The following is a 22874-nucleotide window of genomic DNA, read 5'->3' on the forward strand; positions in this document are numbered from 1 at the left end:
CTCGCACGCTGGCTTCTTTATCTCGTACTTCAACAACCACCGGCGAGATGCTTCGCTGGTGCTGCCCGACGGATGGCCTACCAACTACACAAAAAGACCTTCGAACACAAGAAAACCCAGCTCTATCTGGTTCTGAGCGGTATTTTTATCGTCAATGCGCTGCTGGCCGAAATCATCGGCGTTAAAATATTTTCCCTGGAGCCGCTCATTGGTCGCCCCGATAATCTGACCGCAGGCGTGCTGATCTGGCCAGTCGTGTTTGTGACGACGGACATCATTAACGAGTATTTCGGCAAGGAAGGCGTGCTGCGCATCAGCTACCTCACGGCGGGCCTGATTCTGTTTGCCTTTCTGGTCATTTATGCTACCACCAAGCTACCACCAGCGGCTTTCTGGCTCGATGTCAATAACAAAGATCCGCAGGACCAACCCATCAATATCGACTTTGCCTACCAGATGATTTTCCGGCAGGGCATGGGCATTATTGCCGGCTCGCTCACGGCCTTTGGTATCGGGCAGGTGCTCGATGCGACGGTATTTCAACTGCTGCGCCGCGCCACCCGGGGCCGCTACGTCTGGCTGCGCGCCACGGGCTCCACCCTCGTTTCCCAGCTCGTCGACAGCTTTGTGGTGCTATTTGTGGCCTTTTACGTGTTCGGCAACTGGAGTTTCGAGCAGGTGCTAAGCGTGGCCAATACCAACTACTGGTATAAATTCGCGGCGGCTATTCTGCTCACGCCGGTGCTCTACCTCTCTCACTTCCTCATCGACCGGTATCTGGGCAAAGAGGAAACGGTGGAGCTGCAACAGGAAGCGGCAGCCGATGTGAGTGTGTAATAGTGCTTCCCGACCAATTTCCAATGTCCTTGTTCTACTTGCTTGTTATAGTGGCAGAAAAGCGGTTCATAACGGTCAACCTACTAGTTTCAATTCGCGCCTGCACTACCGGGTAACCTTGCGCCTCGGCTATTTCTTACGACAACTACCTGATTTTCCCTTCCTAATGTCCCGCATCCTCACCGGTATCCAAAGCACTGGCCGGCCCCATCTGGGCAACCTGCTCGGGGCCATTTTGCCCGCCATCGAGCTGTCGAAAAACCCAGCTCACGACTCGCTTTACTTCATTGCCGACCTGCACTCGCTCACGACCGTGCGCGACCCGGCGCTGCTGCGCCAGAACACCTACGCGGTGGCGGCAGCCTGGCTGGCCTGCGGCTTCGATACGGAGAAAAATCTGTTCTACCGCCAGTCGGATGTGCCCCAGGTGGCCGAGCTGACGTGGTATCTGAGCTGCTTCACCCCTTTTCCGATGCTGGCCAACGCCCACTCGTTCAAGGATAAGTCGGACCGGCTTTCGGACGTGAATGCGGGCTTGTTCACCTACCCGGTGCTGATGGCGGCCGATATTCTGCTCTACGATGCCGAGATTGTACCGGTGGGCAAGGACCAGATTCAGCACCTCGAAATTGCCCGCGACATTGCCTCGGCTTTCAACACCCGCTACGGCGAAACCCTGGTGTTGCCCCAGTCCCGCGTAGATGCCGAGCTGATGACCATTCCCGGCACCGACGGGGCCAAGATGAGCAAGAGCTACGGCAACATCATCGACGTTTTCGCGCCGGAGAATGAGTTGTTGAAAGCCATTAAAACCATTATTTCGGACAGCACGCCGCTGGAAGCCCCCAAGGACCCGGCCACCGACGTTACCTTCAAGCTCTACTCACTGCTGGCCACGCCCGCCGAAACCGAGGACCTGCGCGCCCGCTACCTGGCTGGCGGCTACGGCTATGGCCACGCCAAAAAGGAGCTGTACGAGCTGGTTCTGCGCCGCTTTGCCACCGAGCGGGAACAATTCAACTTCTACATGAACAACCTGCCCGAGCTGGACGCGCGCCTAGCCGAAGGCGCCCGCAAAGCCCAGGCCTACGGGAGCGTAGTGCTGAATAAGGTACGGAAAAAGGTGGGCTATTCGGCGCGATAACGCCCACCGAAACCAGCTACCAGCCTGGGCTTTCCACGTTTAAAGCGGAAGGCGCAGGCTGGCAGCTGGTTTCAGCAGTTAGTACGGCAGGCCGTCGATATTGAGCGGATGGTGCTGCTCGCTGGAGAAGCTGAAACCGACTTTGCTGCCGCGGCTCACCTGCTGGTTTTCAACTTTCTGCTTCACCGTTATCTTCTGAATGTCCTGCATGGGCGGCGCAATCAAGTCGTTGTTGACGGCGGCAATCATAGCGCTTTCCACGAATAGGCGCATCATATCCGGCGTGAGCAGGTTATCGGCCATGTCGTTGTCGGGCAACTCCAGCTGCTGCACGCCTTCGAGGTAGTAGTGATTTTCAATATTGATCAGCAGCCGACCCACCAGGTAGCCGGGGTCGTTGAGACGCTGATACTTGATGCTGTCGGCCATGAAGTTGTAGGCCATAATGTGGCCGAAAAAGCGCCGCCGGAAGTCTTGTTCCACGTATTTGGACGGCATTGGGCCGTAGTCGTCGGGGAAAGTGACAATATTGGAATGCATTACAAACACGAGCAAATCGCCCGAAAATTTGATATGAAACTCCATGTCATTTACGGGCCGATACTCGATGAGCACGTTCGAATCGACGGGCGTAATTTTGCGGCTCAACTCCACCACCAACTCCTGCGACACCCGGCGCAGCGTATCAAAAGCGGCGCGGGTATTGCGAAAAATGGCCTGCTTGGCAATGGACTTCTGCTGGAGGCCATCGAAGATCTGGTCGAGGCGGTCGGCAGGAGCTTCCGTGGGCGAGCCGGGAGCAGCCGTTGGGAGGTTGTTAGTAGCCGTAGCGCCGGCCGTCGCTTCGGTGCCGGGGGTGTGGTCGGCCGCTTCAGGCGGTGCTACCTGGTGGTCAGCGGGGGGCGTTGCTGGTGATGACGTGGTATGGGGCATGGCGGGAAACAATACGATGAGCGAAAGTCGGCCCAGTGGGCGCAGAGCAAAACAGACAGCACTACTGCCGCCGGGCCGCCGGGCTGGCAAAGCAGGAGCCAGCGTCCGGTGCCCGTAACCTACGCAAATAGCAGGTTTAGCAGTTGTACCCGCGCTGTTTATTCGTCACTCGTTGCTTACGAGCTGTTCGCGTTGCTTAGTTATTTGATTGGTGCAACCGCTGTGAAGATGCATTATTGCGTCTCGTCGCCGCTGTCGTTATTAGCCCGTATGCGGTTCTGGTTGCTCAACGATAAGACTTAAACCGGTGTCTCTACACCCTATATATTCGACTGCTTCCCTTAGTAGCGGTTTGAGGTAGTTTCTGGAGTCGTCAGAACGATGTAGAGACGCATAGTTGCGTCTTGTCGTTGAACGATTCGCCCGCACCGTTCAACGACAAGACGCAACTATGCGTCTCTACATCGTTCTGAGCGCTTGAACTCCTAACGCAAACAGCTTATTAGTAGGTTCCGCTATGCTCATCCAGATGCGGCGGCGGCGTCAAAGCCTCCATCTGGGGCCAGTCCGGGCTCCGGAAAGCCACGGTACGCAGGCCCGGAAAACCTGTCTCCGGCGCGGGCAGCAGCATTCCCTGCCCCGATTCCCGAGTCAGCGCCTCCCCCACCGTGCGCACGGCTCCAGCCGGTACGCCCAGCGCTTCGAGAGTCTGCAACAACGCGTCCCCATCCATTTCGCCAATGCGCTGCCGCAGCAAAGCCTCCAACTCGGCGCGGTGGGCCACGCGGGCGTCGTTGGTCTGAAAACGGGCCTCCGTGGCCCAGGCGGGCCGTTCCAGCGCGTCGCACAAATGTCGAAACTGCCGGTCAGCACCCACGGCCAGCACCAGGGAGCGGCCATTGCCAGCGGCGTACACCGTGCCGTAGGGCACGATGCTCGGATGGCCTGAACCCATGGGGCGAGGGTCGTGGCCCGTCACGAGCCAGGTAGCGGCCTGGTTGGCCAACGAGGCCAAGGCACTGTCGAGCAGCGACACCTGTACCAACGTGCCCTGGCCGGTGCGGGCACGCCGGTAGAGCGCCGTCAGCACCGCTTCCTTGAGCTGATGCGCGGCCAGCAGATCAATCATAGCGACCGGCATTTTCTGCGGTTCCTGGCCGGGCGCGGCATTCAGATACATCAACCCGGCCTCGGCCTGGAGCACGGCATCGTAGCCGGCCCGGCCGGAGTCGGGACCGTAGCCGGTGAGATGGGCGTAGATGAGCTGCGGATTCAGCAGAGCAAGCGTGGCGTAATCGACGCCCAGCTTTTCGGAATCGCCGGGCTTGTAGCTGGCCAGCACTACGTCGGCGCGGGCGGCGAGGCCATGCACGGCGGCGCGGCCTGCGGCAGTGGTAAGGTCCAGCACTAGTGACTGCTTGCCCCAGTTAGCGCAGCTGAAATAGGCCGATACATCGGTATCGGCTGGTTCGGCTGGTGTTTTCCAGGTGCGGGTTACGTCGCCGGCCGGGGGCTCTACTTTTACGACCGTAGCCCCCAGCTCGGCGAAGAACTGGCCTACCTGGGGGCCGGCCAGCACGCTGGCTAGTTCAAGAATCAGTAAATCGGCAAAGGGCAAACTTGCGGCAGAATCCATGAAGGCAAAGAAACGACGGAATGGCTTGCCGGCGGCCATTTTCGTCCGGCGGCGGGCTGAACTATAGCGCCCCAAATTCCCTTACCTTTACGTTAAATCAAGCGGTTTGCTGACCAGGAACCAAGGTCAGTGCATACTTTCACTTCATTTCGCTGAACCTTGAAGTTTACTGAATTCAATCTGCACGACGACCTGCTGGCCGGTGTGGATGCCATGAATTACCTGAACGCCACGCCCATTCAGGAGCAGGCCATCCCCAAAATCATCGAAGGCAAAGACCTGATTGCCTGCGCCCAAACCGGCACCGGCAAAACGGCCGCCTACCTGCTGCCGCTGCTCGATAAGATTTCCCACGCCAAGCACGGCAATACTTCCACCCTCATCTTGGTGCCCACGCGCGAGCTGGCTACCCAGATTGATGAGCAGGTGACGGGCTTCGGCTACTTCGTGGAAGCCAGCAGTATTGCCATCTACGGCGGCGGCAAAAGTGAGAACTGGGAGCAGCAGAAGCGCGCCCTCACCTCCGGTGCCGACATCATCGTGGCCACGCCCGGCCGCCTGATTGCCCACCTGCAGATGGGCTACGTCAAGTTCGACCAGATCAAGTACCTGGTGCTCGACGAAGCCGACAAGATGATGGACATGGGCTTTTCGGATGACATCCTGAACATCGTGCGCCAGCTGCCCAAGAAGCGGCAGACGCTGCTGTTCTCGGCCACCATGCCCACCAAAATCCGCGACTTCTCGAAGCAGATTCTGCACGAGCCCGAGGAAATCCGGCTGGCCGTGTCGAAGCCCGCCGCCGGCATCGACCAGCAGTTCTACATGGCCTTCGACCGCCAGAAGATTCACCTGCTCGAGCACATCATCAAAACCCAGGAGGTGCAGAGCATGGTGCTGTTTACGAGCCAGAAAGCGGCCGTAGCGGGTATTGTGCGCGCCATCAACAAGCTGGGCTACGTGGCCCAGGGCATTTCGTCGGACCGGACGCAGGAGGAGCGCGAGCAGATCATGCGCGATTTTAAGAACAAGTCGTTTCCCATCCTTGTGGCTACCGACGTGCTCAGCCGGGGCATCGACATCGACTCCTTGAGCCATGTGGTGAACTACGATATTCCCCGCGCCGCCGAAGATTACGTGCACCGGATTGGCCGTACGGCCCGCGCCGCCACCAAAGGCACGGCCATCACCTTCATTGCCGACCAGGACCAGGACCGCGTCCTGAAGATTGAGAAGCTCATTGAGCGCGAAGTAGAAAAGCAGGATATCACCGAAGGCCTCGGCCTGGGTCCCGCCCCGGAGTTTGACCCCAAGCGCTTCAGCGGCCTGGGCGGCAAAATCGGTGGCCGGCCCGAGCGCGGCGGCCGTTCGGGTGGCGGCAGCCGGGGCCCGCGCCCCGAAGGTGGCTCACCACGCGGCGAAGGTGGCCGCGACGGAGGCCGTCCGCGCCGCGATGCTGACCCGAAAGACCCTAAGCAGAAGGAGCGCATCGCCAATGCCCAGGCCGCCCTGGCCGCCCTGGATGCCGGCGGAACCCAAGCCGTGCCGTATCAACGGCCACCGCGCGAGCCGCGCCCCGAGGGGGAAGCCCGCCCGCCCCGCGAGCCGCGTGCGGAGGGTGAAGCGCGCCCGCCCCGTGAGCCTCGGGCTCCGAGGCCGGAAGGCGAAGCCCGCGCGCCTCGGGCCGAAGGCGAAGCCGGCGACGATAAGCCCCGGCGCAAGCGTGGCGGCCGCAACCGTGGTGGCCGTGGGCCCCGGCCGGAAGGCGGTGCCGCCAGCCCGGAAGCTACCATAGCAACGCCTGTAGCACCGAGCGCCGAGTAAGAATTTCAGCAATAGCACTAACCAGAAAAAGCCTCGCCACGGAAGTAGCTTGTCCTTACCCAAAACTCAAAAGCCCTTCCAGCCACATGGCCGAAAGGGCTTTTTTGCGAGGTTGACAAACCGATTTTCTGCTTTTCCGGCTGAATCAACTGCCAAGAAAAGGCCTTTGGGTTGGCTCTGGGCAGCCCAAAAAAGATTTAGGTAAGGACAAGCCACGGAAGTAGCGGGGCTTTTTCTGTGACTAGTTTGCGGCTGGTTAGAGCGGTTTCGGGGTCAATGGATAGTAGCGCGAACTGTGTAGTTCGCGTCCCCGCGCCGTTCGCATGCGTTCTATCGGCGCGGCGACGCGAACTACACAGTTAGCGCTACTGCTACCTCGTACACGGAATCCGAAACCACTCTAGTACACAGTAGCAGCATTTTTTTGCTTCCACTGTGTATTTTTTCTGCCGTCAACTTCCTCTGGTCCGATGCTGCCTATCACTGAGTTCTCTCCGCTTGACCTCACTAAAAGCTACACGTACGCCGACTAGGCTGTATCTGGAAACTCTATTTTGGCAAAACGGCGGTCCTGCTGAGCGAAGTCGAAGCATCTCGCGTGCTGCCGTAGGAGTAGTAATCTAACGACCGCACGCGAGATGCTTCGACTTCGCTCAGCAGGACGTTCAAAAAGCATTCAGGACTGCTTTTTCGATTCCTGTCCACACAACCTACCTGACGTGGCAGCTGGATGATGTTGTGAAGCACATCAAGGGCAAAGTGTGGCGGACGAGTCCGGCTCCCCACGAACAAGACCGCCGGAACAAACCAGCGGTCTTTGTAGGTGGCAGCACACCGGCGCGCCTTTAGACTAATCCGAAGCCCTGCCTAATCATGCTCTGAAAAGCCGGCTCCGACATTTCAGCTTTGGTTTTCAGCAGCTGCTGGGCATCGTCGCCGGCAATGTAGCGGAGCTGCGACGTGCCGTCGGTAGCGGCGGTATAGATGACCTCGGCAATCTGCTCGGGGGTGGAAAACGAACCGCCCCGGCTGCTGAAGGCGGCCAGCACGCTGCGCACCTGCCCGGCATAGGGGTTTGTATCGTCGGTGGGGTTGGCGGTCATTTGGAGGGAGCGGCCGGCAAAGTCGGTAGCAACGCCGCCGGGGGCTACCACTTTCACCCGAATGCCGAACGGTTCCAGCTCGTACCACAGCGACTCGGAGAATCCGTCGAGGCCAAACTTGGTGGCGTGGTAGAGCGAGTTCATCGGAAAGGCCGTGCGCCCACCCACCGAGGTGATGTTGATGATAATACCCGACTGCTGCGCCCGCAGAATGGGCAGCGCGGCCCGCGTGACGCTGAACACGCCGAACATGTTGGTGGCGAATTGCTGCTGAATCTGGGCAATGGTGGCCGACTCAAACGGCCCCACCAGGCCGTAGCCAGCATTGTTGACGAGGACATCAAGGGTGCCAAAATCCTGGTGGGCCTGCTGCACGGCACGGGTGACGGCAGCCTCATCGGTCACATCGAGGGCGTAGACGCGAACCGTGGGCAGGTCCGTGAACCGGGCGTCGGCGGGGTTGCGCATGGTGGCGGCCACGTTCCAGCCGTGCCGGGCAAACAGGCGAACGGCGGCTTCGCCGATGCCGGTGGAGGTGCCGGTAATGAAAACAGTCTTCATGGGCTGGGGATTTGGAAGTGTTTTCGGGCTGACGGATAGCTCCGCTCCGTACTTTCAGTCCACCCCTTTTATTTCGTCAAGCGGACATAATTTATCCGGCAGCAGACTCTTCGACCGGATGTCCCAGCTTTTTCAACCAATCCTTCAGCCTTGGATACGCGTTGAAATCCAGCGAAATATCCTGTCCCTCGCCGGTCAGCAGGCTGCTGCACAGAAGACAAATGTTCAGAATTGAAACAATCTGATTTTCGGCGTTGAAAAAGATAATGGCATCATGATAAATCGGCGCACACATCCAGCGCATGTCATCGACTAACTCAGTTTGTAGAATTGCCGCTAACTCCTCCACTTCGGGGTCAGTAGCGGTAAGCCGTTTGACTAGCTGGCTGCTTGGGTGCAGATTTCTACGTTTATCTGTCAGGTACACGTTCGGCAGATCCGCGTTCCGGCCCCGATTAAGAAGGTGTTTGGTTTTTTCAAAAATGCCGGTTTCGTGTCATGCTGAGCTTGCCGAGGCATCTCTACCGCTTCGCTGAACGGCTCCCACGAAGCGGTAGAGATGCTTCGGCAAGCTCAGCATGACAATTCCCAAACACCCTCTAAAGGAATAAGTGACAAGTCGGGTGAAGTTCAGACCTTGATAGTACTCACGACTGTTCGGCTCATTTTTCATAACACCTGCCCCACGCCGAACAGCACCGTAAATACCAGCGTCGTCAGCGCCATCTGCTTGAGCAGCGGGTCGAGCTGCATCGAATCCTGGCGCTGCCACACGCGGCGGGCGTTGAGCAGCAGCAGCGGGGCCGAGAGCAGGAACAGCCACTGCCAAGGCGAATGATACGTGAGGGCCACATAGACCACGGCGCAGCCCAGGCCCAGCAGCAGCAAGAGCCAGTGGTAGCGGCGGGCGTGCATCGGCCCTAGGCGCACGGGAATCGTGATTTTGCCGGCCAGCTCGTCGGAGCGGATGTCACGGATGTTATTTACGTTGAGCACCGCCGTGGCAAAGCAGCCCAGGGCGGCGGCGGGCAGCAGCACCGTCAGCGGCAGCTGCCGCGTCTGCAAATAATAAGTACCGCACACGCCCACGAGACCAAAAAAGGTGAATACCGACACGTCGCCGAGGCCAGCGTAGCCATAAGGCTTCGAGCCCGCAGTGTAGTTGACGGCGGCCCAGATGGCCGAGAGGCCCAGCACCAGAAACGTCAGGAAAATCCAGAGGCCCGACAGGCCCAGCGCCACCCACAGCAGCGCAATACCGGCCCCAAACGACAGCACGCCGAACAGTAGCATACCGCGCTTCATCTGGGCCGGCGTAATGGCTCCACTCTGCACGGCCCGCTGCGGACCTTCGCGGTGGACGCTGTCGGCCCCGTTCTGGGAGTCGCCGTAGTCATTGGCCAGGTTACTCAAAATCTGGAGCAGAATGGTGGTAAGCGCCGCCAAGCCGACTACAGACGCACGAAACTGCCCGTTGGCAGCCGCCAGAAAGCCCCCGGTCAGGATGCTGGCCAGGGCCAGCGGCAGGGTACGGGGCCGAAAAGCCGAAATCCAGGCTTTCGCGGGGGTGGCGGCAGCAGAAGCGGAGGCAGGAATAGTAGCCATAGAAAACAACAGAACGTCATGCTGAGCGCAGTCGAAGCATCTCTCCCGCCAAAGTAACTAGTTACCGTTGCGGGAGAGATGCTTCGACTGCGCTCAGCATGACGTTCTAAAGGGAAAACGCAGAAAGAAATTACTTCAGAATAGCCGCTACCAGCTCGTCGCTCATGGGCTTCACTTTCGATTTGTAGAAGCCCACTACGTGGCCCTGCTCATCGACCAGATACTTGCAGAAGTTCCAGTCGGGGGCGTCGCTGATAGCGCCGTTCCGGGCTTTGTCGGCCAGAAACTGATACAGCGGATCTGTGCCGTCGCCCTTCACCGATACCTTGGCGAACATGGGAAACGTCACGCCGTAGTTTTTCTCGCAGAAAGTAGCAATCTGCTCGTTGGTGCCAGGCTCCTGCCCACCAAAGTTGTTGGCCGGGAAGCCCAGCACGGCCACCCGGTCGCCGTGCTTTTTGTACAGCTCCTCCAGCTCCTTGTACTGGGGCGTGTAGCCGCACTCCGATGCTACATTGACGATAAGTAGTTTTTTGCCTTTGAACTGGCTCAGCTTGACCTCCTGACCCTCAATAGTTTTTACGCTGTAGTCGTACACGGTGCTGCGGGCAGCGGTTTCGGTAGCAGTACTCGTCATGGAGTTGGAGGTCGAAGAGGTGGGAGAATTGGTAGTGTTAGAAGACAAGCCACAGGCCGCTACCGAGCAGCCGAGCAAGAGTACAAACGGAGCTTTCATAAGACGAGATGAAATCGGCCGGGGCGGATGTAGCGCGTGGCACCAGCGTAACCGCCCGTTTGCCGGCAATGTTTCGGACGGGTAAGGTACGCTGTTGTGCCCTTCTCCTGCTTCCGGCCCGGCTTTGCAGCCCAATCGGTTCCTTAGGTGCGGGGCACCGTCAGCCACTTCTCCAGGTCGGTGGGCTGGTAGGTCAGCATCTTCTCCAGCAAGCCGGCGGGCGTATCGTCCTGTTGCAGCTGCGCCCGGTTTTCGGCCCGCAGGAAGCCGTCGTCCACCATTCGGTCGAGGGCCAGCAGCTGATGGTCGTAGAAGCCATTCACGTTGAAAACGCCGCTGGGCTTTTTGTGCAGCCCCAGCTGGCCCCAGGTCAGGACTTCAAACAGCTCCTCCAGCGTGCCAAAGCCGCCGGGCATCGCAATAAAGCCTTCGGCCAAATCGGCCATCAGCAGCTTCCGCTCGTGCATGCTCTTGACGACGTGCAGCTCGGTGAGGCCCAGGTGGGCCAGCTCTTTATCGGCCAGGAAGTCGGGAATGACGCCAATGGATTTGCCGCCGTGCCGAATCACGCTGTCGGCTACGGCTCCCATCAGGCCCACCCGGCCGCCGCCGTACACCAGCGTGAGGCCCCGCTGGGCCAGCTCCTGCCCCATCAGGTCGGCTTGCTGGCGGTAGATTTCGTTGGTTCCGGCACTGGAACCGCAATAGACGGCAACACTCTTCATGGTGGCTTTTATAATACGGTACTGAACTAAAGCGCCGGCCTCAACCAGTGAGGAGCGGCGCTACGCACTGCTACATCCGCTCGGGCACCTCAATGCCCAGCAGCTGCATGGTGGCTTTGATGGCGCGGCCCGTTTGGGCCGACAGCGCCACGCGGAAAGCCCGCTTGGTTTCATCGGGCTCGGCCAGCACCTGCACCTCGGCGTAGAAGCGGTTGTAGGCTTTGGCCAGATCATAGGCGTACTGGGCCGCAATGGCGGGCGAGAACGTGCGGGCCGCTTCCGTCACGACGGAGGCGTAGCGGGCCAGCTCCTCTATCATTTCCCGCTCCGACTTCTGCAGCTCGGGCAGCGCCAGAAAATACGCTTTTTCGTTGATACCCATTTGCGCCGCCTTGCGCCGCAGCTGGGCAATGCGGGCGTGCGAATACTGAATAAACGGCCCCGTGTGCCCTTCCAGGCTCACCGACTCCTCGGGGTTGAAGAGCATGCGCTTTTTGGGGTCCACTTTCAGCAGGTAGTATTTCAGCGCCCCCAGGCCCAGCGTGTGGAAAAGCCGGGCTTGCTCGTCTTCGCTCAGGCCTTCTATTTTGCCTTTCTCCAGCGTGGCGGCTTGGGCGGCGGCTACTACCTCGCGCACCAGCTCATCGGCATCGACCACCGTACCCTCCCGCGACTTCATCTTGCCCGAGGGCAAGTCCACCATGCCGTAGCTGAGGTGATGAATGGCCTCGGCGTAGGGCTTGCCCAACTTCTTGAGCACCGCCTTGAGCACCTGCATGTGGTAGTTCTGCTCGTCGGCAATGACGTAGAGCGACAAATCGTAGCCAAAATCGTTGTACTTCAGCTCGGCCGTGCCCAGGTCCTGGGTCATGTACACCGAGGTGCCGTCGGCGCGCAGCAGCAGCTTTTCGTCGAGGCCTTCTTCCTTCAGATCGACCCACACCGAGCCATCTTCTTTCCGGAAGAACACGCCCTTCTGCAAGCCTTCCTCCACGCGCTCCTTGCCCAGCAGGTACGTGCCCGACTCGTAGTAATACTTGTCGAAGTCGACGCCGATGGTGGCGTAGGTTTCGGTGAAGCCTTCGTATACCCAGCCATTCATCTGCTTCCAGAGGCCTACTACTTCTTCATCGTGGGCCTCCCAGGCGCGCAGCATATCCTGCGCTTCGAGCATCATCGGGGCCTGGCGCTTGGCCACGTCGGGTAGTACGCCCTCGGCTTCGAGCTGCTTCACCTGCTCGCGGTAGTGCTTCTCAAACAGCACGTAGTACTTACCCGCCAGATGGTCGCCTTTGATGCCCGCGCTCTGGGGCGTTTCGCCGTTGCCATAGCGCTGGTAGGCCAGCATCGACTTGCAGATATGAATGCCCCGGTCGTTTACCAGGTTAGCCTTGGTCACCGTGGCTCCCGTGGCTTTCATAATCTCGGCCACGGAGTAGCCCAGAAAGTTATTGCGCAGGTGGCCCAGGTGCAGCGGCTTGTTGGTATTGGGCGACGAATACTCGACGATAACCGCCTGCGGGCCGCCGGTAGGCACGGGCGCGTCGTCCGGCCGCTGCACCAGGTCCTGAAACAGGCGCAGCCATTCGCGGTCGGCTATTTCCAGGTTCAGGAAGCCTTTCACCACGTTGAAGCCGCTCACGCGGGCTTCGTGGGTCATGAGCCACTCGCCCAGCGCCTGTCCAATCTGCTCGGGACCTTTGCCCAGAGCCTTAGTCAGAGAAAAGGTAACGAGGGTGAAGGAGCCCGCGAATTCTTTGCGCGTGGGCTGCATCACCAGCTGCTCAGCGGCCACGCTAACGCTGAATACCTGCTGAATAGCCGCGCTCAGCGCCGCTCTGATATCGTTTTCGAGTTGTTGCACGGGGTGCTATGTTAATAGGAGCCTCGCCGTGGACTCCGGGAAATGCGGCGGAAATTGCTGGCGCAAAAGTAGCGGAAGCCGCGCCGGGTTCAAACAGGAACCTGCGTCGCGGCCGGGGAGGCCTACGTTGAACGTCATTCCGAGCGAAGCCGAAGAATCTCGCCTGCAATGGTATTGTCATCCTGGGCATCTTCTTTTCCCCATGCCACAGCAGCGCGGGTAAGCGAAGCGGCCCGCCAGCCACACCCCCTATGCACCAATAACAAAAGCGACTGGATACTATTCGGCCGGGTAGGCACCCTTGGCATTTTTTGCCAGGGTGCCTACCTGATGCCGATTGCGGCACGTGCTACCCGCGCCTACCGACTCGTCACATCTTCCATCCGCAGCCGCTCCAGAATAGCATCCGTCGAGGCTTCCAGGATATCGAAGGCGTTCTTGGCCATCGTATTCTCGGAGTCGAGCGTCGGATTGATTTCCACCATCTCAAAGCACACCACCCGGTCGTTTTCGAGCAGGGCGCGGCACAGATTAATGGCTTCTTCCACGTTCAGGCCATCGACGACGGGCGTGCCGGTGCCTTTCGAGAAGCGCGAATCCAGCGAATCGACGTCGAAGGAAATATAGACCAGGTCGCAGAAGCGCAGCCGCTCGTAGATTTCGCGGGCAATCTGCTTGGCTCCTTTGGCCTTGAATTCGGGCAGCTTGAAGTTTTTGATGCCCAGGCGCTCAATCACGGCATCTTCTTCGTGTTCCGTGTCGCGCACCACCACATACACCAGGTGCTCGGGGTTGAGTTTGGGGCCTTCCTCACCCAGATTCTGGAGGCGCCGCCAAAAAAACTCGGTTTCCGGGTCCAGCTCGTTGCGCTGGCATTCCCGGTTGTCCTCGTTCAGGGCCATGGCCAGCGGCATGCCGTGCATGTTGCCCGAGGGCGTGGTGTAGGGCGAGTGAATGTCGGCGTGGGCATCGATCCAGACTACGCCCAGCGTCTTGTAGGGATTGGCGGCCTTGATGCCGGCAATGGTGGCGGCGGCGTTGCTGTGGTCGCCGGCCAGCACCAGCGGAAACTCCCCAAAGCGGAGCGTTTGCTCCACGGTGCCCGCAATGGCCTTTTGCACGGTGTACACCGAGTCGATGTGCTTGGCAAAAGGAAAATGATTTTTGTCGAACAACACGTGGTTCTGATCCGGCACGGCCACGGCATTGAACCGGCGGAAATAGTCAGAACCCTTGTTCAGGCAGGCAATCCGGAGGGCATCGACCCCCAGACTGGCCCCACGAGTACCGGCCCCGAGTTCGGAGCGGACTTCGATGAGCTTAATGCGACGCATATTTACATGAGCGAAAAAAGGTAAAAGGGTTAGATGCTTGCCGATTGAGCGGGTGGGAATTCCTCTCAGGCTTAGTGCGTACGGACCTTCCGCCGCGACCAACGAACAAAGCACAACCAAAACCCCGCGCGCGGGGTATCTTTGCGGGCACTAAGTTCGACAAAAGCTTTCTTGTTAAGAAATGTAAGACGTCTGTCATGCGGCGCTTGCCGAAGCACCTCTACCGCAACAGTAAGTACAATTTACTGTTGCGGTAGAGGTGCTTCGGCAAGCGCCGCATGACGTTCTCTTTTACCTTCAGCACACAACACTTTCCCGAATGGATACCTACCACGATCTGATTGCCCAAACCTTCGACTTTCCGACCCAGGAGTTTCGCGTCGAGCAGAACGAGTTGCGCTTCAACGACATTGATCTGATGGCGCTGGTCGAGAAGCACGGCACACCGCTGCGCCTCACCTACTTGCCCAAAATCAGCTCCCAGATTCAGCGGGCCAAGGAGTGGTTCCGGCAGGGCATCGAAAAAACCGGCTACCAGGGCCAGTATTCGTACGCCTACTGCACCAAAGCTTCGCACTTCAGCTTTGTGGTGGAGGAAGCCCTGAAAAATAATGTGCACATCGAAACCTCATCGTGGTTCGATACCAACATCATCCGGGCCATGCACGCCAAGGGCAAGGTGTCGAAAGAGACCTTTATTATCTGCAACGGCTTCAAAACGGAAGAATACAAGCGCGAAGTCACGGCCCTCATCAACGACGGCTTCGTGAACTGCATGCCCATTCTGGACTCGCCCAACGAGGTGGAGTACTACCACGACCACGTGCGCGAGCAGTGCAACATAGGCATGCGTCTGGCCTCCGACGAGGAGCCGCGCTTCCAGTTCTACACCTCACGGCTGGGCATCCGCTACGCCGACGCCATTCCGCTCTACGAGCAGAAGATTAAGGAAGACCCGCGCTTCGAGCTCACGATGCTGCACTATTTCATTAATACCGGCATCAAGGACACTTCGTATTACTGGTCGGAACTGAGCCGCTTCGTGCACAAGTATTGCGAGCTGCGCAAGGTGTGCCCCACGCTCACCACCATCGATATCGGCGGCGGCCTGCCCATCCAGACGTCCATTCAGAAGGAGTATGACTACCCCTACATGGTGGAGGAAATTCTGCGCACCGTGCAGCGGATCTGCGGGGAGGAAGGCGTGCCCGAGCCCGATATTTTCACCGAGTTCGGCATCTTCACCGTGGGCGAGTCGGGCGCTACGATTTACAGCATCCTGGACGAAAAGCTGCAAAACGACAAGGAGCTCTGGTACATGATTGACGGCTCGTTCATCACCAACCTGCCCGATACCTGGGCCCTGAATCAGCGCTTTATCATGCTGGCGCTCAATGGCTGGGGCAAAAAATACAAGAAGATTCAGCTGGGCGGGCTCACCTGCGACTCCCAGGATTACTACAATTCCGAAAAGCACATCTACCAGGTGTTCCTGCCCGAGCGCAAGCCCGCCGACGAGCAGCCGCTCTACGTCGGCTTCTTCCACACTGGTGCCTACCAGGAAAGCCTGTCGGGCTACGGCGGCGTGAAGCACTGCCTGATTCCGGCCCCGAAAATGGTGATTCTGGACCGGGCCGAAGACGGCACGCTCACCGACCGGGTATTCGCCGAGGAACAGACCGGCGAGTCGATGCTGCGGATTCTGGGCTACCAAAAATAAAGAAGCCAAAAACTTCTGGTCCGGATGGTTGAACGTCCGGGCCAGAAATTGTACTTTTGGTGCTGATATAGTTTCTCTTACAACACTTTTGGTTTTTCCCGGGATGAAAAAGCTACTCTTATTGGCCTCCGTGGCCCTCGTTGGTCTGAGCGCGTGCAACAAGACGAAATGCCCGGCCTACGGCAGCAAGTCTGCCAACCGCGTCTCGTCTACTATCACGGCCTCGGCGGCTACCACCACCGACCGTCAGTAGTTTCGGTAGCTTCGCTACTGACTCCCGATTTCTTGAACGCCGGTTTTCTGCAGAGCAGAAAGCCGGCGTTTTTCGTTTCTGAAACTCAGCTACTCTTGTTGAACGAATAGGTACAAGCACGAGGTTACGAAAACAGTAAGAGGACCTAGAGTAAATTTCAGGTTGGTGTACGGGTTTCAATCGCCGGGCTCCCCCTCTCCTTTTCGGAGAGGGGGTCAGGGGGGTGAGGCGCACGCTAGAACGAGGCCGTACACTAACCTGAGAACTGCTGCAAGTATTTCAGGCTCTTCCTGTTCACTCGTTCCCACCTTTTGCAGATTGCACTTACCTATGAAGAAACTGTTGATTGCAGCAGTTGTAAGCCTTTCGGCCTTCAGCTCCTGCCGCACCAAATGCCCGGCCTATTCGGCTACCAAGTCGACCACCCAGGTTTCGTCGCCCATACTGGCCAGCACCGAGCAGTCTGCCCACCAGTAGCGCTACTCCGCGCCGTAGCCCCCGTCGTCGGCCTCCGACCAGGAAGCAAACGACGGGGGCTACGCTGTTTTCAGGTATTCCGGGAGCCCAGGATGATACTGGTGGCGGCGCGCAGGTCGCTAGCATACAGTTCGGGGCGCGGTTCTTCACCCTCGCCCACCAAAATGCCGCGCACACCCACTGTAGCCCCAGCCGCCAAATCGCGCAGCCGGTCACCGACAATCCAGCTTTGCGTGGGGTCGATGTTGAAACGAGCCAGGGCCTTTTCCAGCATCAGCGAGTCGGGCTTACGCAGCAGCGACTCGCTCACGCTGGGGTGGCCGCTGGCAAAATAAAACGCGTCGATGGCGTTGTGGCAGGCCTGCTGCAGCTTATCGTGACAGGCCTGCACGTCGCGGGCCGTGTAGAGGCCTTTGGCAATTCCGGCCTGATTGGTCACTACGATCAGGCGGTAGCCGGCGGCCTTCAGCCGAGCCAGGCTGTCGGGGACGCCTTCTAGCACCACAAAATCCTCGGGGCGCCAAACATAGTCGCCCATTTCCTGGTTTAAAACACCATCACGGTCCAGGAAAACGGCTTTTTCTCGGGCGGGCTGTTCGGTTTCAGGTGCATGCATACCGGCAAAGCTACGGATTCGGGGGCAGCGGCTGCCCGGTGGCGGTTACCTTTGCGCCTTCCTATATTTGGTACATCATGCGGATAGCTATTCTTGGCGGCGGTATTTCGGGACTCACCCTGGCCTTTTATCTGCAGCGGGCCGGCGTGGCCTACGACCTGTTCGAGGCCAGTGCCCAGCCGGGCGGCAATATTCGCTCTGAGCAGGTGGACGGATATTTGCTCGAAACCGGCCCCAATTCCCTGCAGCTTTCCGATGAGCTCAGCGAGGTATTGGACTTGCTGAAGCTGACCGATCAAATCGAGGAAACGGCCGCCGTGAGTGCCAACCGCTACGTGCTGCGCGCGGGCAAATACCAGAAGCTGCCAGCAGCGCCGCCGGCGCTGCTGTTCAATGGCTTTTTTAGCCTCAAAGCCAAGTACAACCTGCTGCGGGAGCTAAGCCGCCCAGCGTTGCCGGCCAACCCCGAGGAAACCCTGGCGGGTTTTTTCCGCCGCCGCTTCGGCCCCGAAATCGTCGACTACGCCCTGAATCCGTTCATTTCGGGTATTTATGCCGGCGACCCGGAGCAGCTGTTGCTGCACAAGACTTTTCCCAAACTGGCCGCCATGGAGCAGACATACGGCTCGGTGCTGCGGGGCCTGGCCAAAGGCGGCACACCCGGGACCCGACGGCGCATCATTTCGCTACGCGGCGGCCTGCAAGCCTTGCCGACAGCGTTAGCCGCTCACCTTTCCCAGGCACATTTCGGGCAGGGCGTAACGAATATCGCACGCACCACAACGGGCAGCTACACGCTGGAAACCACCGCCGGCCCCACCGGCACAGCCTACGACGCCCTGGTGTTGGCCCTGCCAGCCTACGCCGCCGCGCCGCTGCTGCAGCCGCTATTTCCGGCAGCGGCAGCGGCGCTGGCGGCGGTGTATTATCCTCCGATGACGGCTATCTACACGGCCTACTTGCGGGCCGATGTAACGCACCCGCTGGATGGGTTTGGGGCGCTGCATCCGAAGGTGGAGCAGCCCTACGCCGCCGGTAGCATCTGGACCAGCTCCATCTACCCGGGCCGGGTGCCGCCCGGATACGTTTTGTTTACCACTTTTGTGGGCGGCACGCAGTATGAGGCGCAGGCACGGCAGCCCGCGGCGGAACAAAAAGCCCAGGTTCACGCCGAGCTGAGCCGGTTATATGGCATTCGGGCGGTGCAACCCGCGTGGCAATACCGGTACTCTTGGGAGCGGGCCATTCCGCAGTTCGACTACCGCATCGGGGCCGCCCATGCCGCCGCCGCCGCTCTGCTGCCCCAAGGCATTTATACTTCGGCCAACTGGCTGGCCGGTGTGGGCGTGCCCGACTGCATCCGGCACGCACGGGATTTGGCCGAAAAAATTGCGAAGGGCGCAAACTGAATCTTTATCTTTGACCAATGAATAATGGGCTCGTCCTGATACCTACCTATAATGAGCACGAAAATGCGGAGCTGATTATCCGCAAAGTTTTTTCGCTGCCCAGAGGGTTCGACGTGCTTATTATCGACGACGGCTCGCCCGACGGCACGGCGCATATCGTGCGGCAGTTGCAGCGCGAGTTTCCCGACCAGCTTTTCCTGGAGGAGCGTAGCGGCAAGCTAGGCCTGGGCACGGCCTACATCCACGGCTTCCGCTGGGCTCTGGAGCGCGGCTACCAGTATGTATTTGAGATGGATGCCGACTTTTCGCACAACCCCGACGACTTACTGCGCCTCTATGATGCCTGCGCCGTCGATGGCTACGATATGGCCATTGGCTCGCGCTACATTCAGGGCGTGAACGTAGTTAACTGGCCCATGGACCGCGTGCTGATGTCGTGGTTTGCGTCTGCTTACGTGCGCATGGTGACGGGCATGCCCATTGCCGATGCCACGGCGGGCTTCAAGTGCTACACGGCCCGCGTGCTGCGCACCGTGCTGCTCGACCGGATTCGCTTCGTGGGCTACGCCTTCCAGATTGAGATGAAATGGCTGGCCTACAAGTATGGCTTCCGCATCAAGGAAGTGCCGATTATCTTCACGGACCGCACCCGGGGCACGTCCAAAATGACTAAGGGCATCTTCCAGGAAGCACTATTTGGAGTAGTGCAGATGAAGATCAGCAGTATGTTTCGGCGCTTTGAGCTGGTAGCGCCTACTTCTGCCACCGCGCCCGTTTCGGCGGCGGCGGCAACCCCGGCCCCCAAATCCCGGTAAGCTCCTCGTACGACGGCACCGCTGGCTGCGTATCTTGAGCTTATGGAAAACTCGCTCCCGTTCTGGGTTGGCTTCAACGTCTTCGTGCTGTGCATGCTCATGCTCGATTTGCTGGTCCTGAACCGCAAAGCGCACGTGGTCAGCATTCGGGAGGCGCTGGGCTGGAGCGCCTTCTGGATTGCCCTGTCGCTGGCGTTCAACTACCTCGTGTATCGCACCATGGGCAAGCAGGCCGGGCTGGAATTCCTGACCGGCTACCTGATTGAAAAGTCGCTGAGCGTCGATAATCTGTTCGTGTTCCTGCTCATTTTCACCTACTTCAAGGTGCCGCAGCAATACCAGCACCGCATTCTGTTCTGGGGCGTTATCGGGGCGCTGGTGCTACGGGCCATTTTCATCCTGGCCGGCGCGGCGCTGCTGGCGAAGTTCCACATCCTGATTTACGTGCTGGGCGCGTTCCTGGTGTACACCGGCATCAAGATGGCTACCAACGCCGGAGACCCCGAAATCAACCCCGATGATAACCCGGTGGTCCGGTTTCTGAGTCGCCACCTGCCCATTACCAGCAAGCTCGAAGGCGGCAAGTTTTTCGTGCGCAAAGAGCGGCTGCTATTCGCCACTCCTCTCTTTGTGGTGCTGGTAATGGTTGAAACCACCGACGTGGTTTTCGCCGTCGATTCCATTCCCGCTATTCTGGCCGTATCGCGCAACACGTTTATCGTGTACACTTCCAACGTCTTTGCCCTGCTCGGGCTGCGGGCCCTGTACTTTGCGCTGGCGGGCCTTATGCAACTATTTCATTACCTGCACTATGGCTTATCCCTCATCCTGGTTTTCATCGGCGGCAAGCTGCTCATTTCCGACTATTACGAGCTGCCCATGAGCATCTCGCTGGGAGTAGTGGGTTTTCTGCTGCTGGGTTCCGTCGCTGTTTCCCTGCTGTTTCCGCGCAAAGACTGCCCGCCGGTCCCGCCTACCACCTGAGGCCAGGCAGAGGAGGCGTGAATACCTGGCGGAAGCGCAGGAAAGCACACCTAATTGCTACGCATGATACGTTCCCTTGCATGCTGCTTAACCAGCAAAAAAGCCCTGCCGATTTGATCCGGCAGGGCTTTTTTGCTGGTTAAGCAGGAATATCGTTTACGGTTTGGGCGGCGTCTCATCGGCCGGCGGGGCGGCGTTGGCATTCACGCCTTCGTCAGGGTCCTTGGTGCCGCCCAGCAGGTCAATCAAATCCAGTGGTTCGAACTGCGCGGAGTCGGCGGCCACCGTGGCACGCACCGTGTCGCGGACGGCCCGCACGATGGAGGTCCGGGCCCGGCCCTGAAAGCTGAGCGAATAGCCCAGACTCTCGTAGTCGTCCTGCGAAATCATGCCTTTGCGCGCCATCAAGCCCGCAATCAGCCGGTGGAAGTAGCGGGCACTACCGCGCATTTCGCCGTACTGGTTGAACGAGTTCTGGTAGTACTTGGGGCGCGGAATGATACTGGCCAGGTACAGGCTCTCCGACAGGTTCAGATTACCGGGCTGCTTATCGAAGTAAAACCGGGCGGCCTCATTGATACCGTACACTTTGGGGCCCCACTCAATGATATTCAGATACACCTCAAACATGCGCTCCTTCGAGACTAACCGAGTGTTTTCGATCAGCCACACGATGAGCGCTTCCTCTATCTTGCGGGTCACAGTTTTCTGCCGGGTCAGAAACACGTTTTTCACCAGCTGCATCGAAATAGTGCTGCCACCGCGGGCAAAGCGCTTTTCCTTGATATTCTGAATAGCCGACTTTACGAAAGCTTTTTCCATGAAGCCTTTGTGGGTCATGAAGCGCGGATCTTCGGCCGTCATGATAGCGCCCTTCAGATAGTTCGATACCTCCCCGTAGGGCGTGAATTTCGCGCTGGAAGCCCCAACGGTGAAGGTTTTGATCGAGTCGCCTTTGTCGTTGTAGGCCGTGTAGGGAAAGTCCTCGTTGAGCTTGTTCAGGTTTTCGCGGCCAAAGCGGCTGATGCGGAAGTTCTTGGGAGTGAGCCCGGAGCTGAACTGCAGGCTGTCGAGCTGGTTCATATCCAGATCCAAGTGCAGACGATAGGTAAGCGTGCCTTCGCCCTGCATGCCTTCCAGGGTGTTGAACATACCCTGCGGCAAGGCCGCGAAAAAGGTATTGGCGGGCGTCTCCGCCGACTCGATATCGGCCTTCACCTGCACCCCGGCCATCGTTTCGCGGCGGTTGCGAATGCCATTTATCATCTTGCCCACCACGCGCTGGTCGAGCGGCAGCTTCCGAATGCTGACCACCGGAAAGAACTGCATCCGGTTCAGGGTCACTTTGGTGCCTTTATCCAGCGCAGCAAACGCCTGCCCCAGCCGGGCCACAAACTCGATGCCCCCGCGCGGGAAACGCACGTCCCGGTCGGAGAGCTTGGGGTGATTCACGATGAGGTTAGCCGCCGAAGCGGTGCCCTGCACGGTCAGCTCCTCATCGTCCAGCTCCTTGTCGGTCAGGCTCATGCGCAGCGTATCGAACTGCACGCGGGCGCCGTAGCGGCGCAGCACGTAGGGCAGCACCACCGGCCGGCGGCTCAGGCCAAACACCTCGGCGTTCAACGCATAGTCGCCGGGCTCGATGTGGCCCTGCACCCCCACGCGGTTTTCCACCGAGTCGACGACAGCCGTCAGTTGACCCGTGATGTCGCCGTCTTCAATCACGAGCTGCGGCATCGTGATGCGGGCCCGGTGGCGCGGGCTGTCGTAGGTGACCAGGAAGTTGCGAAAATCAGCTTCCTCGGGCATATTATCGAAGCCGGCCTCCAGCAGCTGATTGGCCAGCAGCCCGTAATTCACTCCCTTGGTTGTGTCGCGGGGCACCCTGGGCTGGGAGCCTTTCTTCTTGTAGAGAAAGGAATAGTTGTCGGCCCGGTCCGTTTTGCGGGCCGTCAGGCGGGCATCGTTGATTTCGAGGTTGCTGAACACTGGCCGCCCGGCAAACAACGACCGCACACTCAACGATACGGTCATCTGGCGGGCGCGCAGCAGCGTGTCGGCGGTAAGGGTAGGCACCATGCTCATCCCGTCGATGCGCACGGTATTGAGGTCAGTGAAGCGGGCTGCGCCCAAGGTCAGCGCCACGGGATATTTGCGTTCTACTTTGGTTTTTACCTGCTGAAGCGCGTAGTCCAGCAGTTCTTGTCTTTTGAGCAGAAACACGCCCAAGGCCACGCCCAGCAGCACCGCAATGATGCCCAGGCCGATGCCTATTTTTTTCTGTGTAGCTAAAGTCAC

The 22874-nt window shown here is 59.1% G+C and carries 20 protein-coding genes; 9 read left to right on the plus strand and 11 right to left on the minus strand.

The features are described from left to right. The first annotated feature begins 72 nt into the window (after positions 1 to 72). Together E5J99_RS11530 and trpS are read left to right on the plus strand one after the other, a co-directional pair. The gene (locus E5J99_RS11530) at positions 73 to 837 is read left to right on the plus strand and encodes a queuosine precursor transporter (protein WP_135497958.1); all 765 of its coding nucleotides are present in this window, start codon (positions 73 to 75) and stop codon (positions 835 to 837) included. A gap of 166 nt (positions 838 to 1003) precedes the next feature. Next, positions 1004 to 1981, plus strand: coding sequence for a tryptophan--tRNA ligase (gene trpS / locus E5J99_RS11535; RefSeq protein ID WP_135497959.1), 978 nt, complete (start codon positions 1004 to 1006; stop codon positions 1979 to 1981). Between the two features lie 78 nt (positions 1982 to 2059). Here the strand turns inward: trpS and E5J99_RS11540 are convergent, their stop codons facing one another. Beyond that, entirely contained in the window at positions 2060 to 2914 is an 855-nt protein-coding gene (locus E5J99_RS11540; protein ID WP_245318915.1) for a hypothetical protein, read from the minus strand. A 502-nt stretch (positions 2915 to 3416) separates the two neighbouring features. After that, positions 3417 to 4550, minus strand: a complete 1134-nt coding sequence (locus E5J99_RS11545) for a CaiB/BaiF CoA transferase family protein (RefSeq protein WP_135497960.1) — start codon at positions 4548 to 4550, stop codon at positions 3417 to 3419. 213 nt (positions 4551 to 4763) lie between these two features. Here E5J99_RS11545 and E5J99_RS11550 point away from each other — a divergent pair, with 213 nt between their 5' ends. After that, complete coding sequence (locus tag E5J99_RS11550) at positions 4764 to 6374, plus strand: DEAD/DEAH box helicase (protein WP_135497987.1); 1611 nt, start codon at positions 4764 to 4766, stop codon at positions 6372 to 6374. An 845-nt stretch (positions 6375 to 7219) separates the two neighbouring features. On the opposite strand, the gene E5J99_RS11555 is transcribed toward E5J99_RS11550, so the two are convergent. From E5J99_RS11555 to E5J99_RS11585, 7 genes are all read right to left on the minus strand, one after another. Continuing rightward, complete coding sequence (locus E5J99_RS11555) at positions 7220 to 8038, minus strand: SDR family oxidoreductase (RefSeq protein ID WP_135497961.1); 819 nt, start codon at positions 8036 to 8038, stop codon at positions 7220 to 7222. A 91-nt stretch (positions 8039 to 8129) separates the two neighbouring features. Beyond that, the gene (locus E5J99_RS11560) at positions 8130 to 8465 is read right to left on the minus strand and encodes a hypothetical protein (protein ID WP_135497962.1); all 336 of its coding nucleotides are present in this window, start codon (positions 8463 to 8465) and stop codon (positions 8130 to 8132) included. Between the two features lie 242 nt (positions 8466 to 8707). Beyond that, entirely contained in the window at positions 8708 to 9643 is a 936-nt protein-coding gene (locus E5J99_RS11565) for a 1,4-dihydroxy-2-naphthoate polyprenyltransferase (RefSeq protein WP_135497963.1), read from the minus strand. 130 nt (positions 9644 to 9773) lie between these two features. Then, on the minus strand, positions 9774 to 10379 hold the full coding sequence (locus E5J99_RS11570) for a glutathione peroxidase (RefSeq protein ID WP_245318917.1): 606 nt from the start codon (positions 10377 to 10379) through the stop codon (positions 9774 to 9776). A gap of 143 nt (positions 10380 to 10522) precedes the next feature. Then, positions 10523 to 11104, minus strand: coding sequence for an LOG family protein (locus tag E5J99_RS11575; RefSeq protein ID WP_135497964.1), 582 nt, complete (start codon positions 11102 to 11104; stop codon positions 10523 to 10525). Between the two features lie 70 nt (positions 11105 to 11174). After that, a complete protein-coding gene (gene argS, locus E5J99_RS11580) occupies positions 11175 to 12968 on the minus strand; it encodes an arginine--tRNA ligase (RefSeq protein ID WP_135497965.1) in 1794 nt (597 codons plus the stop codon). Between the two features lie 359 nt (positions 12969 to 13327). After that, positions 13328 to 14302, minus strand: a complete 975-nt coding sequence (locus E5J99_RS11585) for an arginase (protein WP_135497966.1) — start codon at positions 14300 to 14302, stop codon at positions 13328 to 13330. 319 nt (positions 14303 to 14621) lie between these two features. Between E5J99_RS11585 and E5J99_RS11590 the strand changes: the two genes are divergently transcribed. From E5J99_RS11590 to E5J99_RS21280, 3 genes are all read left to right on the plus strand, one after another. Further along, positions 14622 to 16022, plus strand: a complete 1401-nt coding sequence (locus tag E5J99_RS11590) for a type III PLP-dependent enzyme domain-containing protein (protein WP_135497967.1) — start codon at positions 14622 to 14624, stop codon at positions 16020 to 16022. Between the two features lie 103 nt (positions 16023 to 16125). After that, complete coding sequence (locus E5J99_RS21275) at positions 16126 to 16275, plus strand: hypothetical protein (RefSeq protein ID WP_167852089.1); 150 nt, start codon at positions 16126 to 16128, stop codon at positions 16273 to 16275. Between the two features lie 330 nt (positions 16276 to 16605). Next, entirely contained in the window at positions 16606 to 16752 is a 147-nt protein-coding gene (locus tag E5J99_RS21280) for a hypothetical protein (RefSeq protein ID WP_167852090.1), read from the plus strand. Positions 16753 to 16822: 70 nt separating this feature from the next. On the opposite strand, the gene E5J99_RS11595 is transcribed toward E5J99_RS21280, so the two are convergent. Further along, a complete protein-coding gene (locus E5J99_RS11595) occupies positions 16823 to 17368 on the minus strand; it encodes a D-glycero-alpha-D-manno-heptose-1,7-bisphosphate 7-phosphatase (RefSeq protein ID WP_135497968.1) in 546 nt (181 codons plus the stop codon). 77 nt (positions 17369 to 17445) lie between these two features. Between E5J99_RS11595 and hemG the strand changes: the two genes are divergently transcribed. Genes hemG through E5J99_RS11610 form a run of 3 tightly spaced genes read left to right on the plus strand, consistent with a single transcriptional unit; the run spans position 17446 to position 20576 of the window. After that, positions 17446 to 18777, plus strand: a complete 1332-nt coding sequence (gene hemG, locus E5J99_RS11600; RefSeq protein WP_135497969.1) for a protoporphyrinogen oxidase — start codon at positions 17446 to 17448, stop codon at positions 18775 to 18777. Between the two features lie 17 nt (positions 18778 to 18794). Further along, positions 18795 to 19592 carry a polyprenol monophosphomannose synthase gene (locus E5J99_RS11605; RefSeq protein ID WP_135497970.1) on the plus strand — a complete coding sequence of 266 codons (798 nt, stop codon included), beginning with the start codon at positions 18795 to 18797 and terminating at the stop codon, positions 19590 to 19592. A 42-nt stretch (positions 19593 to 19634) separates the two neighbouring features. Next, complete coding sequence (locus E5J99_RS11610) at positions 19635 to 20576, plus strand: TerC family protein (RefSeq protein ID WP_135497971.1); 942 nt, start codon at positions 19635 to 19637, stop codon at positions 20574 to 20576. A gap of 156 nt (positions 20577 to 20732) precedes the next feature. Here the strand turns inward: E5J99_RS11610 and E5J99_RS11615 are convergent, their stop codons facing one another. Next, a complete protein-coding gene (locus E5J99_RS11615) occupies positions 20733 to 22874 on the minus strand; it encodes a transglycosylase domain-containing protein (RefSeq protein WP_167852091.1) in 2142 nt (713 codons plus the stop codon).

The sequence above is a fragment of the Hymenobacter elongatus genome (genome assembly GCF_004745955.1).
GTDB classification, from domain to species: domain Bacteria; phylum Bacteroidota; class Bacteroidia; order Cytophagales; family Hymenobacteraceae; genus Hymenobacter; species Hymenobacter elongatus.

What these genes read in the sequence shown, in the direction of transcription:
- E5J99_RS11530 (WP_135497958.1), top strand. Translation starts at nt 73, where the DNA reads ATGGCCTACCAACTACACAAAAAGACCTTCGAACACAAGAAAACCCAG.
- trpS (WP_135497959.1), top strand. Translation starts at nt 1,004, where the DNA reads ATGTCCCGCATCCTCACCGGTATCCAAAGCACTGGCCGGCCCCATCTG.
- E5J99_RS11540 (WP_245318915.1), bottom strand. Translation starts at nt 2,914, where the DNA reads ATGCCCCATACCACGTCATCACCAGCAACGCCCCCCGCTGACCACCAG.
- E5J99_RS11545 (WP_135497960.1), bottom strand. Translation starts at nt 4,550, where the DNA reads ATGGATTCTGCCGCAAGTTTGCCCTTTGCCGATTTACTGATTCTTGAA.
- E5J99_RS11550 (WP_135497987.1), top strand. Translation starts at nt 4,764, where the DNA reads ATGAATTACCTGAACGCCACGCCCATTCAGGAGCAGGCCATCCCCAAA.
- E5J99_RS11555 (WP_135497961.1), bottom strand. Translation starts at nt 8,038, where the DNA reads ATGAAGACTGTTTTCATTACCGGCACCTCCACCGGCATCGGCGAAGCC.
- E5J99_RS11565 (WP_135497963.1), bottom strand. Translation starts at nt 9,643, where the DNA reads ATGGCTACTATTCCTGCCTCCGCTTCTGCTGCCGCCACCCCCGCGAAA.
- E5J99_RS11570 (WP_245318917.1), bottom strand. Translation starts at nt 10,379, where the DNA reads ATGAAAGCTCCGTTTGTACTCTTGCTCGGCTGCTCGGTAGCGGCCTGT.
- E5J99_RS11575 (WP_135497964.1), bottom strand. Translation starts at nt 11,104, where the DNA reads ATGAAGAGTGTTGCCGTCTATTGCGGTTCCAGTGCCGGAACCAACGAA.
- E5J99_RS11585 (WP_135497966.1), bottom strand. Translation starts at nt 14,302, where the DNA reads ATGCGTCGCATTAAGCTCATCGAAGTCCGCTCCGAACTCGGGGCCGGT.
- E5J99_RS11590 (WP_135497967.1), top strand. Translation starts at nt 14,622, where the DNA reads ATGGATACCTACCACGATCTGATTGCCCAAACCTTCGACTTTCCGACC.
- E5J99_RS21275 (WP_167852089.1), top strand. Translation starts at nt 16,126, where the DNA reads ATGAAAAAGCTACTCTTATTGGCCTCCGTGGCCCTCGTTGGTCTGAGC.
- E5J99_RS21280 (WP_167852090.1), top strand. Translation starts at nt 16,606, where the DNA reads ATGAAGAAACTGTTGATTGCAGCAGTTGTAAGCCTTTCGGCCTTCAGC.
- E5J99_RS11595 (WP_135497968.1), bottom strand. Translation starts at nt 17,368, where the DNA reads ATGCATGCACCTGAAACCGAACAGCCCGCCCGAGAAAAAGCCGTTTTC.
- hemG (WP_135497969.1), top strand. Translation starts at nt 17,446, where the DNA reads ATGCGGATAGCTATTCTTGGCGGCGGTATTTCGGGACTCACCCTGGCC.
- E5J99_RS11605 (WP_135497970.1), top strand. Translation starts at nt 18,795, where the DNA reads ATGAATAATGGGCTCGTCCTGATACCTACCTATAATGAGCACGAAAAT.
- E5J99_RS11610 (WP_135497971.1), top strand. Translation starts at nt 19,635, where the DNA reads ATGGAAAACTCGCTCCCGTTCTGGGTTGGCTTCAACGTCTTCGTGCTG.